The sequence below is a fragment of the Campylobacter sp. BCW_6461 genome, assembly GCF_001762735.1.
Classification (GTDB): domain Bacteria; phylum Campylobacterota; class Campylobacteria; order Campylobacterales; family Campylobacteraceae; genus Campylobacter_D; species Campylobacter_D jejuni.
Genome location: NZ_MJXJ01000022.1, coordinates 49,791 through 64,427, shown reverse-complemented (window position 1 = coordinate 64,427; position 14,637 = coordinate 49,791). Strand labels below are relative to the sequence as shown.

The 14,637-nt window shown below is 31.3% G+C and carries 15 protein-coding genes and 4 tRNA genes; 9 read left to right on the top strand and 10 right to left on the bottom strand.

Translation table 11 applies throughout. The annotated features are described in order from the left end of the window. Positions 1–172: 172 nt before the first annotated feature. From AJ882_RS04300 to rsmA, 3 genes are read right to left on the bottom strand one after another with little or no spacing between them, the layout of a single operon-like run. A complete protein-coding gene (locus AJ882_RS04300) occupies positions 173–934 on the bottom strand; it encodes a pseudouridine synthase (protein ID WP_002867517.1) in 762 nt (253 codons plus the stop codon). A gap of 35 nt (positions 935–969) precedes the next feature. Further along, positions 970–2,964: a ribonuclease J gene (locus AJ882_RS04295; RefSeq protein WP_074482804.1), complete on the bottom strand. Its 1,995-nt coding sequence runs from the start codon at positions 2,962–2,964 to the stop codon at positions 970–972. Beyond that, positions 2,933–3,733, bottom strand: a complete 801-nt coding sequence (gene rsmA / locus AJ882_RS04290) for a 16S rRNA (adenine(1518)-N(6)/adenine(1519)-N(6))-dimethyltransferase RsmA (RefSeq protein WP_002860133.1) — start codon at positions 3,731–3,733, stop codon at positions 2,933–2,935. The genes AJ882_RS04295 and rsmA overlap by 32 nt, the downstream gene beginning before the upstream one ends. A gap of 80 nt (positions 3,734–3,813) precedes the next feature. On the opposite strand from rsmA, the gene AJ882_RS04285 reads away from it, so the two are divergent. The 3 genes from AJ882_RS04285 to AJ882_RS04275 are packed head-to-tail and all read left to right on the top strand — an operon-like array spanning position 3,814 to position 5,539. Next, entirely contained in the window at positions 3,814–4,350 is a 537-nt protein-coding gene (locus AJ882_RS04285) for a purine-nucleoside phosphorylase (protein ID WP_002867515.1), read from the top strand. 23 nt (positions 4,351–4,373) lie between these two features. Further along, entirely contained in the window at positions 4,374–5,444 is a 1,071-nt protein-coding gene (gene rlmN / locus AJ882_RS04280) for a 23S rRNA (adenine(2503)-C(2))-methyltransferase RlmN (RefSeq protein ID WP_002867514.1), read from the top strand. Then, complete coding sequence (locus AJ882_RS04275) at positions 5,441–5,539, top strand: hypothetical protein (RefSeq protein ID WP_002867513.1); 99 nt, start codon at positions 5,441–5,443, stop codon at positions 5,537–5,539. The genes rlmN and AJ882_RS04275 overlap by 4 nt, the downstream gene beginning before the upstream one ends. A 13-nt stretch (positions 5,540–5,552) precedes the next feature. On the opposite strand, the gene AJ882_RS04270 is transcribed toward AJ882_RS04275, so the two are convergent. Then, positions 5,553–5,629, bottom strand: a tRNA-Met gene (locus tag AJ882_RS04270). Positions 5,630–5,764: 135 nt separating this feature from the next. On the opposite strand from AJ882_RS04270, the gene AJ882_RS04265 reads away from it, so the two are divergent. The 5 genes from AJ882_RS04265 to AJ882_RS04245 all read left to right on the top strand — a co-directional run bounded on the left by AJ882_RS04265 (position 5,765) and on the right by AJ882_RS04245 (position 7,774). Continuing rightward, positions 5,765–5,852: transfer RNA gene (locus AJ882_RS04265), tRNA-Ser, on the top strand. A 113-nt stretch (positions 5,853–5,965) separates the two neighbouring features. Then, positions 5,966–6,922 (top strand): glycosyl transferase family 90, encoded by a 957-nt coding sequence (locus AJ882_RS04260; RefSeq protein WP_002867512.1) that lies wholly within the window; start codon positions 5,966–5,968, stop codon positions 6,920–6,922. Between the two features lie 139 nt (positions 6,923–7,061). Next, a tRNA-Ala gene (locus tag AJ882_RS04255) sits at positions 7,062–7,137 on the top strand. Between the two features lie 3 nt (positions 7,138–7,140). After that, positions 7,141–7,216, top strand: a tRNA-Val gene (locus tag AJ882_RS04250). A gap of 27 nt (positions 7,217–7,243) precedes the next feature. Next, positions 7,244–7,774 (top strand): GNAT family N-acetyltransferase, encoded by a 531-nt coding sequence (locus tag AJ882_RS04245; RefSeq protein ID WP_002867511.1) that lies wholly within the window; start codon positions 7,244–7,246, stop codon positions 7,772–7,774. On the opposite strand, the gene leuD is transcribed toward AJ882_RS04245, so the two are convergent. The 4 genes from leuD to leuA are packed head-to-tail and all read right to left on the bottom strand — an operon-like array spanning position 7,754 to position 12,365. Further along, positions 7,754–8,356, bottom strand: a complete 603-nt coding sequence (gene leuD, locus AJ882_RS04240; RefSeq protein WP_002867510.1) for a 3-isopropylmalate dehydratase small subunit — start codon at positions 8,354–8,356, stop codon at positions 7,754–7,756. The genes AJ882_RS04245 and leuD overlap by 21 nt on opposite strands. A gap of 1 nt (position 8,357) precedes the next feature. Continuing rightward, a complete protein-coding gene (leuC, locus tag AJ882_RS04235) occupies positions 8,358–9,770 on the bottom strand; it encodes a 3-isopropylmalate dehydratase large subunit (protein WP_072227287.1) in 1,413 nt (470 codons plus the stop codon). Next, positions 9,757–10,833, bottom strand: coding sequence for a 3-isopropylmalate dehydrogenase (leuB, locus tag AJ882_RS04230; protein WP_002867509.1), 1,077 nt, complete (start codon positions 10,831–10,833; stop codon positions 9,757–9,759). The genes leuC and leuB overlap by 14 nt, the downstream gene beginning before the upstream one ends. Continuing rightward, positions 10,830–12,365 (bottom strand): 2-isopropylmalate synthase, encoded by a 1,536-nt coding sequence (gene leuA, locus AJ882_RS04225; protein WP_002867508.1) that lies wholly within the window; start codon positions 12,363–12,365, stop codon positions 10,830–10,832. Before leuA ends, leuB begins: the two co-directional genes overlap by 4 nt. Before the next feature lie 319 nt (positions 12,366–12,684). Here leuA and AJ882_RS04220 point away from each other — a divergent pair, with 319 nt between their 5' ends. Next, positions 12,685–13,314, top strand: coding sequence for a hypothetical protein (locus AJ882_RS04220; protein ID WP_002853105.1), 630 nt, complete (start codon positions 12,685–12,687; stop codon positions 13,312–13,314). A 35-nt stretch (positions 13,315–13,349) separates the two neighbouring features. On the opposite strand, the gene AJ882_RS04215 is transcribed toward AJ882_RS04220, so the two are convergent. Next, complete coding sequence (locus AJ882_RS04215; RefSeq protein WP_002860141.1) at positions 13,350–13,994, bottom strand: outer membrane beta-barrel protein; 645 nt, start codon at positions 13,992–13,994, stop codon at positions 13,350–13,352. Positions 13,995–14,131: 137 nt separating this feature from the next. Further along, entirely contained in the window at positions 14,132–14,515 is a 384-nt protein-coding gene (gene queF / locus AJ882_RS04210) for a preQ(1) synthase (RefSeq protein WP_002783530.1), read from the bottom strand. Positions 14,516–14,637 lie beyond the last annotated feature (122 nt).

Genomic DNA, 14,637 nt, shown 5'->3' with positions numbered 1-14,637 from the left:
TAGTTAAAAACTAACCAATTTATAAAAATTGAAATGAGAGTATATAAAATCTTGTTTTCAAAGTCAAGGAATTTGATGAAATTTTTCTATTATTTTCCTTTTAAAAAGGATAAAAATAGAATTTTTAGAATTTAAAAATTATCATTATTTTTTAAATTTTTGTATATAATGGTCAATATCTTATTCCATTAAATTTTAAAAAATCTCTTAATTTTTCATATTCGCCATTTTCTAAATAACGATGTTTTCCCGCCTTCAACATACCAAGATCTAAAGCCCCAAAAGCAACACGCTTAAGATCCATGACTTCAAGATCAAAATGTCCAAAAAAGCGTCTAAGCTCTCTATTTTTACCTTCATTTATAACCACTCTAAGCTTAGTATAGCCTCCACTTGATCCAAAAATTTCAAAGTCTATAAAAGGAGCAAAACTCATAGAGGTAATTTTAGTTTTTGCATGTGCGCCTTTTTTTTCATTTTTAATCTCAAGTCCATTTTGCATGGCTTCGATGACTTGTTTGCTCACCGTGCCTTTAACTTTAAGGTAGTATTCTCTTTCTAAATCGCTATGCATTAAAGCATCGGCAATCACAGGAGAATCTGTAAGCAAAAGTAAGCCTTCACTTGCATAATCCAGCCTACCTACGCTAAGCCAAGTACTAAATTGTCTTGGCAAGGTATCATATATAGTTTTTCTTCCACGATCGTCTTTTTTACTGACAATTTCGCCTTTTTGTTTATGGTAGATTATCACGCTAAATTGCGTTCTTTTTTGTACTCTTTTACCTTTAACAAAAACTTTATCATCAAATTTAACTTCATCGCTTAAAAGGGCAATTTTGTTGTTTATTTTTACTAAGCCTTGTTTGATAAGTTCATCGGCTTCACGGCGTGAATAGCGGGTGTTATGGGATATAAATTTATTAATTCTCATTTGATCTTCCTTAAAAAGGGCGTTTTTGCCCTTTTTTACATTACAAAAATAGTTGGAACTATGGTTGGGTATTTTTTAATCTTTCTAAAGATGTGTTTTCTTAAAACTTGGCGGATTTGATTTTCTAAAAATCTTGGATCATTGAGTACTTCATCTTTAACATTGATGAAAAATTGTCCTAAAACTTCAGCCATATCTTTGCTAAAAGCATGATCGTGTTTGTCAGCTACTAGCCCATAGCTAAATACTCTTGGTTTGTTGATCAGTGTTTTTGTAGCTTTGTCAATTTGTGCGATAATAACTACTATACCACTATCTGCAAGTTTTTGGCGATCTATAACTACATCATCGGCGATTTGTTTGTTGATTTGATTATCTACAAAAACTTTACCTGTTTTTACGGTTTTTATGCGTTTGACATATTTTTGGCAAAGTTCTACTTGATCGCCATCACTCATAAGATAAATATTTCTTTCAGGGATACCGCACTTCATCGCTGTTTCTTTGTGTTTGGTGATGTGATTGTATTCTCCATGAACTGGTAGGAAAAATTTAGGCTTAGTAAGGGTTAGCATAAGCTTTTGCTCTTCTATACTAGCGTGTCCGCTTACATGAATTTCACTAAATTCTTGATACGCTACTTTAGCTCCTGCTTTTAAAAGATAGTCAAGCACCGCAGAAACACTTGCTTCATTTCCTGGTATGGCTTTAGCTGAAATAATCACTTGATCTGTAGGTTTGATTTTTATAAATTTATGCTCATCAGTTGCCATTCTATAAAGCGCACTCATGGTTTCGCCTTGACTTCCTGTAGTTACGATAAGCACTTCATTGTCTTTATATTTGCTTACTTCATCAGCATCGATGAAAATTTTTCTATCAAGTTTGATGTAGCCTAATTCCATAGTGGTATAAAGATTTCTTTCCATAGAACGACCAATCACACAAACTTTTCTACCGTATTTTAAACCATAAGTGATAGCTTGATAAACGCGGTGGATATTAGAACTAAAAGTACTCATGATCACCCTGCCTTTGGTACGTGCAAAGATTTGATCAAAAGTTAGCCCTACGGAGCTTTCACTTTTTGTATAACCTTCTTTGTACGAATTTGTACTATCGCTTAAAAGACATAAAACCCCTTCTTCTCCATAATATGCCAAACGTCCTAAGTCTGTTGGATAGCCATCGATTGGAGTTTGATCAATTTTAAAATCACCTGTGTGGATAATCGTTCCTGCTTTTGTTTTGATCGCAAGTGCTGAAGCATCAATGATAGAATGCGTGATGTGGATCCACTCTATATCAAATTCGCCTATCTCATAAACACGGCGTTTTTCTACAGGGCGAAACCATTTGCGTTCTGCTTTTAAGCCATGTTCTTCAAATTTGTTTGAAATCATTCCTAAAGCCAAAGGTGTAGCGTAGATAGGAAATTGGAATTCTTTAAAGAAATAAGGCACTGCACCGATATGATCTTCGTGTGCATGAGTGATCACTATACCACGAATTTTATCTTTAATTTTTCTTACATAGTCAAAATCAGGGATGATAATATCTACCCCATGCATAGTTCCATCAGGAAAACTCATACCTATATCTACTATAATTGCATCTTTATTGGTTTCAAAAACACTGATATTTCCACCAATTTCTCCTAAACCTCCTAAAGGAGTGATGCGGATTTTATGCTCGCTAGAATTATTATATTTTAAAGGGTGTAAGCGGTTTTCATGTGAAATACGGTTAGCTTCTATGCATTCTGCAAGAGCGATTTGCCAATCTTCATTACCTGTGAGTTTTGAAGGAAGATTGCGATTTTTCTTCTTTTTTTTCTCAGTTTTATTTTCTGAGTTTTCAGAATTTTCCTTGTTGGAATTTTGATCAATTTTTGGAGTATCATTTTCATTTTGCAAAGAATCAGCTAATTTTTTTCTACGATTTTTATATTTATAGCGTTTATTGTTTTTTGAATTTGAGTTCGGATTTTGTTCGTTTTTATTTATCTCTTTGTTTTCGTCCATATTCATCCTTTAATTTGTCATAAATTTTAAGGTATAAATCAACGCAAATTTCATGTGGTCTGATGTTTTCTTTTAAGCCAAGAGTGCTTAAAACTTCTAAAACTTTCGCTTTATATGTTTTTAAATTTCCTAAGAGTTGTTTTCTAGGAGCTTTAAAACAATCTTTTAGAAAATTTTTGAAATTTTCTATTTCGCAAAGTTCATCAAAATCCTTAGTTTTAATCAAACTCATCACCGCTGACATAACTTTTGGTGGAGGATTAAAACATTGTGGATCAACATCAAAAAGTATTTTTCTTTCGCAAATCATTGCACTTAAAACACCTAAGGAAGAAAACTCACTATTTCCTTCTTTAGCGCAGAATTTTTCAGCCATTTCCCTTTGTACCATTACAATAAGCCCTAGACAATTTTTATCTTCTAAAGCTTTTAATATAATGTGACTTGCAACATAATAAGGCAAATTTGCAACCAAAAAATATGGTTTTTCATCAAGACTAGGATTAAAAGCTTCGCTTGCGTCTTGATGGATCAAGTTAAATTTTCCACATTCAAGTTCTTTTTGAAATTTCTTTTTTAAAATAGGTATGAGATCATTATCGATTTCATAAGCTTTTACTTGAGAAATTTTTAAAAGTTCTTGCGTTAAATCACCTAAGCCAGGCCCAATCTCAATGATATTGTTCATCTCTTTGGGTATGGCTTGGATGATTTTTGCTAATACGCTTTTATCGATTAAAAAATTTTGTCCGTATTGTTTTTTTGCTTTAACCATAAGAAATAATTTTATCTAAAAATTCTTAATTAAGTCTTTTTAGGTAGAATTATTTTTTGTAAAATTTCATAAGGATCAAAATGATTGTTTGTGCGGGTGGAAATGAAAATTTTTCTTTTGCAAAAGCTATAGGCATAGGTTTGGTTGAATCAGCTTTTCATTTGAGTCAACTTTGCTTCAAAGAAAAACCATCAAAACTTATATTTATAGGAACTTGTGGGCTTTATGATAAGGGACAGATTTTAGAAATTTATAGAAGTTCACACGCTTTTAATGTAGAATTTTCTAAAATTTCACATGCATTTTATACTCCTGCAAAATATGAAATTTGCTTAGAAAAAGAAAATGTTTCTCGTGAAACAATAAAAATCAATTCTTCAAATTATATTTGTCAAAATTCAAAAGCAGCAAAAGAATTTTCAAAATTAGGTTTTTTTGCAGAAAATATGGAAGCCTTTTCTGTTTTGAGCGTAGCTAAAAATTTAAATATTGATGCAGAGTGTATTTTGTGTGCAACAAATTTTTGCAATGAAAACGCTCACGAAGATTTTATAAAAAATCATCAAAAGGCAAAAGAAAAATTAGAAGAATACTTAAAAAAATATCATTATATTTAAAAATTCAAAAAAGGAAAATAATTTTGAAAGAGCTTGTTAATATTTTAGATTTTTTACCTGAAGAATTAGGAGAAAAAATCAAACCGATGTTTCGCGTGAAACAAATTTATCAATGGATTTATCAAAAATACGCCAATAATTTTTCCGATATGTCAAGTTTACCAAAAGATCTACGTTTAGAACTTGCGCAAAATTTTCATTTCTCTCCTGTAAAATGTGTTAAAAATGAGCAAAGTAAAGATGGAAGTATAAAATATCTTTTTGAACTCGTTGATGGTTTAAGGATAGAAAGTGTGCTTTTGCCTATGAAAGAAGAAAAAATAGACGCAGAAGGCAAAAGAATCTCTCATGCGAGATATACTATCTGTGTTTCTTCTCAAGTGGGTTGTAAAAGTGGATGTAGTTTTTGTCTTACTGCCAAGGGTGGCTTGAAAAGAAATTTAAGTGCAGGGGAGATAGTCGGACAAATTTTATGGATCAAAAAACAAAACAATATCCCTTATGAACGCCGTATAAATATAGTATATATGGGTATGGGCGAGCCTTTGGATAATCTTAAAAATGTTTCTAAAGCGGTAAAAATTTTAGCACAAAATGAGGGGCTTGCCATAAGTCCCCGCCGTCAAACCATCAGCACTAGTGGTTTAGCAAAACAAATCAAAGAATTAGGTCAAATGAACTTAGGTGTTTTACTTGCTATATCATTGCACGCGGTTAATGATGAGCTTCGAACCGAACTCATGCCTATCAATAAAGCTTATAATATCGCTGCGATTATGGATGCGGTGCGTGAATTTCCTATAGATCAAAGAAAAAGAGTGATGTTTGAATATCTTTTAATTGATGGTATCAATGATAAGCTTGAACACGCTAAAGAATTAGTCAAGCTTTTAAATGGTATTAAAGCCAAAGTAAATTTAATACTCTTTAATCCACATGAAGGAGGTTTATATAAACGCCCTAGTTTAGAAAACGCGATTAAATTTCAAGATTTACTCAGCAATAAAGGTGTAACTTGTACTATAAGAGAAAGTAAAGGGCTTGATATCTCAGCTGCTTGTGGACAGCTTAAAGAAAGGGCAAAAGAACAATGACAATGCTAGATATTTTTGAAATCATTTTTATAACAGCTGTTGTAATTATAGGTTTTGGTGGAATTGTTTTTGTAGTAACAAAAGAAAAAAAATAATTATTACACTTAATGGTGTCAAGGGGGAGACTTGAACTCCCGACCTCCGGCTTATGAGACCAGCGCTCTAACCAGCTGAGCTACCCTGACTAAAAATAAAAATATAATTATACTACTTTTTACTAAAAATTTTCTGATTTTTAAAAAAAATAATTTTATTTTCAATATTTAAAAAATTTCTTTATTTTTAAAGCTTTTATAGATATAATAAACGCTTTATTTCATAGACAGGTGTCCGAGCGGTTGAAGGAGCACGCCTGGAACGCGTGTAAAGTGCAAGCTTTCGAGGGTTCAAATCCCTTCCTGTCTGCCATTCTTATTTTTAATATTTAAAATACTATTGTTTTGTCAAAAGTTATTTTATTGTTTATAAATTCTTAAATTTTTGATAAAATATTAAAAATTTTATTTATTAGGTTTTTTATAATGCTACAATCAAGACTTTTGATGAATTTAAGAGGAATAGGAATATCTTTTATACCAAGATATTTTTTTCAAATAAATTTAGATAAAATTTTTAATGATATTTTAAAATACAATATTAAAGACTTAGAAGAAATACAAACTCGAGTTAAATATTATAATCAAATAAATGAATTTTTTACACCTACAGCAAAGGAAAAAATAGGAAAATTTCCTTTTAAAAGTACCTCTTATGCTTTTGATGCTTATGAAGTCAGTAAATACTTCAAAGATGAATTTTTATGGAATAAAGAATTTGGCGATGTAAGACATACTTTTAAAGAAGCAACTATTTGCAAATCGAGATCTTTGGAAAATAATATAAATAATATTTTATTAAAACTTGATAAAAATAGGCACTTTTGCTTTTTAAAAGATAACATAAACTATGAAAATAAAAAGGATATAGCAATATTTAGAGGAGCAGTATATCAAAATCATCGAAAAGAATTTTTTGATTCTTATTTTGGTAGAACTTTTTGCGATATAGGAGATACTTCAAAACAACCTAGCCAATGGAAAAAAAACTTTTTAAACAAAAAAGAACAAATGAAATATAAATTTATAATTTCTTTAGAGGGTAACGATGTAGCAAGCAACTTAAAATGGGCTATGAATTCTAATTCTTTAGTTTTAGCTCCAAAAATAACTTGCGAAACTTGGTTTATGGAAGGAACTTTAAAACCAAATTATCACTTTGCTTTGATTGATAATGAGAATTTGTCAGCAGTAATTGAATATTTTAAAAATCGCCCAAAAGATGCATTGGAAATTATTAATAATGCTCATCAATATATTAAGAAATTTTTAGATAAGAAAAAAGAATTCCATATAGGAATTTTGGTTTTGACCAAATATTTTTATTATTCTAGACAACTTGAACTTAACAAAAAAAGAGATATTTTAGAATTAATCAAATAGTAAAATTACTCTCATTAATTCTCTAATTTTTCATAAAAAATAAATCTTTTTATACATATATTACATCATAAATTAAAAATTTGATTTTAGTTTTCAGCCAAAAACAAGTAATATTGCGATAAAATCTCAGACTTATAAAGGGGCATTAGCTCAGCTGGGAGAGCACAACGCTGGCAGCGTTGGGGTCAGCGGTTCGAACCCGCTATGCTCCACCATATGGTTCCGTAGCTCAGCTGGTAGAGCACTACCTTGACATGGTAGTGGCCGTTGGTTCAAGTCCAATCGGAGCCACCATCACCCTTCCTTATACAAAGGATTATCATGCAAAACACTATCATACAAAAAGCCGTCAATAAAGATTTAAATTCTATACTTGAAATCACAAAAGATGCTTTAAATGCTATGAAAGCTATGAATTTTCACCAATGGGATGAGAATTATCCCAATGAAATAGTTTTTCAAGAAGATATACAAGCACAAGAACTTTATGTGTTTAAAGAAAATGATGAAATTTTAGGCTTTATCTGTATCAATGAAAAATTTGAACCTGAATTTTACAAACAAGTTATTTTTAACAAAAATTATGATGATAAAGCCTTTTATCTACACCGTTTAGCTGTCAAACAAAATGCAAAAGGCAAAGGCGTGGCACAAAAACTTTTAAATTTTTGCGAAAATTTTGCCTTGGAAAATCACAAGGCAAGTTTAAGAGCAGATACTCATAGTAAAAATTTTCCTATGAATTCGCTTTTTAAAAAGCTTGATTTTAATTTTTGTGGAAACTTTGACATACCTAATTACCAAGATCCTTTTTTAGCTTATGAAAAAATTCTAAACCAAAAAGCTTTTTGAGTTTTTTTCATAGGCTTTGATTTGTGCTTCATGTTTTAAAGTTAAAGCTATATTATCAAGTCCTTCCAAAAGACAAATTCTGTGAAAATTATCTAAATCAAAAGAAAAAATCTTATCTTTAAAAAATACTCTTTTTTCCAACAAAGAAATTTCTATATTTTTATCTTGGGATTTTTTTAACTCATCAACTATTTCCAAAACCTCATCTTTAGCAAGTTCTATAGTGAGCAAACCGTTTCCTAAGGCATTGTTTTTAAAAATATCCGCAAAAGAAGGTGCGATAATAGCTCTAATACCATAATCAACCAAAGCCCAAGGCGCATGCTCTCTTGAAGAGCCACTACCAAAATTTTCAAAACTCACCAAAATAGAGCTATTTTGATATTCTTTTTTATTGAGATTAAAATCCATATTTAAAACACTTTCTTTATCATCTAAATAACGCAAATCATGAAACAAATGCCTACCAAAACCTTGCTTAGACACTGCAAGTAAAAATTGCTTAGGTATAATTTGATCTGTGTCTATATTGGCATATTCTAAAGGACAAGCTATACCTTTGTGTATAATAAATTTTTGCATATTAAACTCCTAAATACTTTCTATTATCACAAATAACACCTTCTATGGCACAAGCTGCCGCACTTGCAGGACTCATCAAATGAGTGATAGAACCTTTACCTTGTCTGCCTACAAAGTTACGATTTGAAGTTGAAGCAACTCTTTGACCTGAATTTGCTTTGTCATCATTCATACCAAGACACATAGAACACCCTGCATATCTCCACTCACACCCTGCCTCGATAAAAATCTTATCAAGTCCTAAATTTTCAGCTTCTTTTCTTACTTGCATTGAACCAGGCACGATTAAAGCTTTAACATTTTTATGAATTTTGCGCCCTTTTAAGATATCAGCAGCTATTTTAAGATCTTCTAAACGCCCATTTGTGCAAGATCCTATAAATACAATGTCGATTTTTACCCCTTCTATAACTTGATCTTGCTCTAAATTTACATAATATAAAGCATCAAGCAAAGATTTTTGCTCGCTTTGATTTTTAAAATCACTTATTTTTGGAATTTTTTCATCTATGCCAATCACTTGCGAAGGATTTGTTCCATAGCTAATTTGTGGTTTTATCTTGCTTACATCTAGAGTAATACTCGCATCATATTTTGCTCCTTCATCACTTCTTAAACTCTTCCAATACTCACAATACTTTTGAAATTCTTCTCCTTTAGGTGCAAATTCCTTTCCCTTAATATACTCAAAAGTGATCTCATCAGGAGCTATCATACCTACTTTCGCTCCAAATTCTATAGCCATATTACAAAGAGTCATTCTAGCTTCCATGCTTAGATTTCTTATAAGTTCTCCGCAAAATTCTATAGCATAGCCTGTGCCTTTTGCTGTGCCGTATTGTGCGATCAAATACAAAATCAAATCCTTAGTATAAACGCCTTTTTGAAACTGCCCTTTACATTCGATTTTCATAGTTTTAAGTTTGGCTTGTTTTAAAGTTTGCGTTGCCATGACATGCTCTACTTCACTCGTGCCTATACCAAAGGCTAAAGCTCCAAAAGCCCCATGTGTTGCCGTATGAGAATCCCCACAAACTAAAGTAACCCCAGGTAAAGTAAAGCCAAGCTCAGGACCTACTATATGAACTATGCCTTGATTTTTATCTCCAAGTCCTAAAAGCCTTACTCCAAATTCCTTAGTATTTTGCATCAAAGTTGTAATTTGCTCTTTTGCCATATCAGAACAAGCATTTAAATCCACGCTTTTAGTTGAAACATCATGATCTATGGTAGCCAAAGTTAAATCCGCTCTTGCCATTCTACGCTTAGCCATTTTAAGCCCTGAAAATGCTTGAGGGCTTGTTACTTCATGGATTAAATGTCTATCGATATAAAGTATAGGAAGTTCGTTTTTGCCTTCATAAACCACATGAGCATCAAAGACTTTCTCATATAAAGTTTTAGCCATTATTATTCTCCTTTAAAATTTCTAAAATACAATCCCCCATTTCATCAGTATTTAAATACGACTTAGCATTTAAATCCTTAGTCATTTTTCCTTGTGCCAATGCCAAAGATATAGCATTTTCTATATCCTGTGCGGCTTGTTCTTCTTTGAAACTATACTTTAACATCAAAGCCGCACTTAAAATTTGAGCTATGGGATTAGCTATATTTAAATGAGCTATATCAGGCGCACTTCCACCTGCTGGCTCATAAAGTCCAAAACCTTTATCGTTTAAACTTGCTGAACTTAACAAACCCAAAGATCCATTAATGGCAGCTAACTCATCACTCAAAATATCACCAAAAAGATTTGAACAAAGCATAACATCAAAAATGCTAGGATTTTTTACAATCTGCATCGCAGCATTATCCACATACATATACTCTAAGTTTATATCTTGATAATCTTTTACAACATTTGCCACCACTTCTCGCCACAAAATAGAACTTGCTAAAACATTCGCCTTGTCGATTAAATGCACTTTTTTCTTTCTTATTCTTGCACTTTCAAAAGCGATATGAGCTATCCTTTCTATCTCTTTTTTAGTGTAAATTTCAGTATCATACGCACTTTCTTTACCTAAATCTTGCTTACCAAAATAAATCCCACCTGTAAGCTCTCTAACACATAAAATATCCACTCCTTTTTGGATAATCTCATTTTTTAAAGGTGAAGCATGAGTTAAACTTTCATAAATTTTACAAGGACGCAAATTTGCAAACAAATTAAAATGCTTTCTTAAAGGCAAAAGCGAGGCTCTTTCAGGTCTTTGATCTATGGGCAAATTATCCCACTTAGGCCCACCCACAGAGCCAAATAAAATCGCATCACTTTGCTCACAAAGCTTTAAAGTTTCATCACTTAAAGCCACTCCATAAGCATCTATACTTGCACCGCCTATTTTAGCTTCATTAAATTCAAAACTAAAATTGTATTTTTGTGAGATAAAAGTTAAAATTTTTAAAGCTTCTTTCATCACCAAAGGCCCTATGCCATCTCCTGCTAAAACAGCTACTTTATAAGCTTTCATGCCATTTTCCTTTCTTCTACTTTTAAAGAGCGATAAATCGCATTGTAAGCACTCGCAAAAGCTTGTGCTGAAGCTTCTATAACATCTGTTGAAAGTCCTTTTCCATGGAATTTTCTCCCTTTAAATTCCAAATCCACATCCACTTGCCCTTGAGCATCTACTCCTGAACTTTTTGCATTGATACTATAAGCTTTTAACACAGGCTTTAAATTTGTTATCCTAGCAATGCAGTTAAAAACTGCTTCAACAGGACCATTTCCTGTGCAAGCTTCAGTTTTTAGCTCTTCTTTGATACGCATACAAACACAAGCGGTTGGGATATTGCCACTAATCACGCTTAATTTTTCAATCACAAATTCATTTTCTTCTTCATTTTCATAGCTTAAAAACATCAAAGCTTCCAAATCATAATCATATACTTGACCCTTTTTATCCGCAAGGCGTAAAAAACGCTCATAAACATCATCTAAATTATAAGTATTTTCATCATAGCCTAAATTTTCAAGGCAAGTTTTTATCATAGCCCTTCCACTTCTTGCCGTCATTAACATACGATTGTCATGAATTCCTATGGCACTAGGGCTTATGATCTCGTAAGTTTGCCTATTTTTAAGCACTCCATCTTGATGAATGCCTGAACTATGAGAAAACGCATTGCTACCCACTATAGCTTTATGCGAAGGTATGCTTTCATTAGTGATAGCTGAAACTAATTTTGAAGTTTTAAAGATATTTTCACATTTAATATCAGTATAAAAACCTTTTAAATAATCTTTCCTAGTTTTTATCGCCATAACCACTTCTTCTAAAGCACAATTGCCCGCCCTTTCGCCAAGTCCATTTATAGTGCACTCTATCTGTCTTGCACCTTGTAAAATAGCACTTAAGCTATTGCCCGTTGCCATACCTAAGTCATTGTGACAATGCACAGAAATGATAGCTTTGTCTATATTTGGCACTTTGTTAAATAAAATTTTGATGATATTAGCAAATTCACTTGGCAAGGTATAGCCTACGGTATCTGGGATATTTATAGTTTTAGCGCCTGCTTTTATCGCATTTTCCACCATAAAACAAAGATTATCTATCGGAGTTCTTCCTGCATCTTCGCATGAGAATTCTACATCATCAGTATAAGATCTTGCTCTTATAATCGCTCTTTTTGCCATAGACAAAATTTCATCAAAATCTTTTTTTAATTTATCTTGCATATGCAAAGTCGAAGTGGCTATAAAAGTATGAATTCTAAAATGCTTTGCCACTTTTAAAGCTTCATAAGCCATATCTATATCTTTATCCAATGCTCTAGAAAGTGCACAAATAGTTGAGTTTTTCACCTTAGAAGCGATCTTTTGCACCGCTTTAAAATCCCCTTGTGAAGATACCGGAAAACCTGCTTCTATAACGTCTACGCCTAAATTTTCAAGCGCTAATGCAATTTGTAATTTTTGATTGATACCTAAAGAACTACCTAAAGCTTGTTCTCCATCTCGTAAAGTGGTATCAAAGATTATGATTTTATTATCTTTCATGATTTAATCCTTTAAAACCAAACAGACTGAATGAATTAAAAATTCAAAAACTTAACAACAATGATAAAAAATTAAAAATGTAAAAAATGATTAAAAATAAAATTGAGTTTTAGAGTGAGAGTTGCAGTAGCAGATTAAAAGTATTGTCTTTACTTTTTTGTTGGACTGAATTTGAAATTTCAAAAATTTGTTTCATCTTTTCCTCCTTTGTTAAAATTAATACTTAATGTATCATATTTTTAGTAAATGTGTTTGTAAAATTCTTAAATTAAGAAAATTATTGATATAATTGTAATTTTAAGTAACAAAAAGGAAGTTGATGTTAAAAGAACTCTTAGAGATTAAAAAAGAAATGGAACCTGTTATCCACGAAGCCAATGTGAAATTAAATGTCCTAGCTCGTGAAGTCATAGTCCGAAAAAAAGAATACGAAATTTATGGGCCTATGGTAGATCGTGTTTATCTTGATAATGCCATTTATGTTAAAGTTATGTCAAGTGGACGCGATGTAAAAACAGACAATGTGACTATAAAAAATGGTTTTTATATGGTTTTTGTTGCCCCTGAAAAAGAAAGTACAAAAGATATCAAAAATAAACTCAAAGTAGCTTATGAAGGACTTGATAACAAATTTATCGCTACACTTATACGATCTTGCCAACGCTTTAAAGAGATCATAAACAAAACCCAAGCTACACTTGCTAAAGCTTCTAAAATGAATGTGGTAGTAAAAACGAATTTAGGTGAAGCAAGTGCTGCTCTAAAATTTAACATCACTATAGAATATACTAAAGAGAATCAAAAACTCACTCGTGAAAATTCAAAATCAGCAGGAAGTTTCAGAGATACTAAAACTTATATCAATCTTGTAGTAGAAAAAAATACAGATTCTCAAATTTGTGAAAAACTACTTGATGATGTTGAAAAATACTTTATCGGTGGAGGTTGATTTCATTAATGCAAGTTATAAAAACTTGCATTAGATTAAAATTTATAATTATATCCTAAATATACACCATAATTTGTTTGTTTAGGATCGTAAAAGTTTGAACCCACTTTATTTTGATAAAAATTTCTAGAATTATAATGAATTTGCTCTGCTTTAAAGCCTAATTCTATTTCATTATGTGATGTCAAATCATATAAAGCACCTATTTTCGCTCCATAAAAATAACCGTCAAAATTTTGCGACAAAGATAAAAAGCTTGTTTTTAAGGTAAGATCTGTTCTTGCATATCCTCCATACACACCTAAAACAGCTCTGGTTTTTTCAAAAAGCTTAGGAGTAAAATCATAACCTGTTAAAAATTTATGTGTAGTAAAATCACCTTCGATTTGAATTTTAGGAGTTTTGATAAAATCACTAAATTCATCAGAATAATTATAACCAGCATAAATTCTATGATTTTCATTTAGACGATATCCAAGTTTTAGACCAAACGATGGTATATTACCTGAAATATCTCCATTAAAATTTTGCTTTGTATTCTTATGTTTTAACTCACTTTTTACTTGAGCATGCATCCAAGCTGCATCAGCACCTATAAAAAAACCAGAATTCTCATCTGCTAAAGCCAAATTTGAAAACAAAGTAGCACTTGCGATAATGCTTAATAATTTTTTATTCATAACCTAACTCCTTATAATAAAATTCGATCTAAAAAATTTAGATCTTTTTATATTATATATTCTTCAAAGATTAAATAAGAATTTTTTATAAAATACTTAATCTTTACATAAAAATATGTTAATATTTTACTCAAATATTATTTTGGCACTACCATATCGCTACGACATTCTATCACCGTATGTACATTTCCACGCGGGTTAAAATCCCCAACAACTTTAATCCATTTTGGTTTTAATTTATCTTTTAAAGTATTATAAATTTCATTGATACTTGCTTCATGTGAAACATTTCTATACATAAAAGTATTGATATAAAGTTTTATAGCCTTAAGCTCAACCACAAATTTATTAGGCATATACTCAAGATAAATCGTTGCAAAGTCAGGATAGCCCGAACGCGGACAACAACACATAAATTCAGGCAAAGTGATTTTAATGATATAGTCATTTTTCGCATCATTTGGCCAAATTTCCATATTTTCTACATCAAATTCTTTGATTTCTTTTTCACCATAACGCATGAGCTTTCCTTATTGAAAATTTTTAGAAAATTATATAAAAAATTACTTTTAGAGCAATTGAAAAATAAACATTTTTAGCAAATTGCATAAAAAAGACAAATATTATATTAAATAAAGCTTTT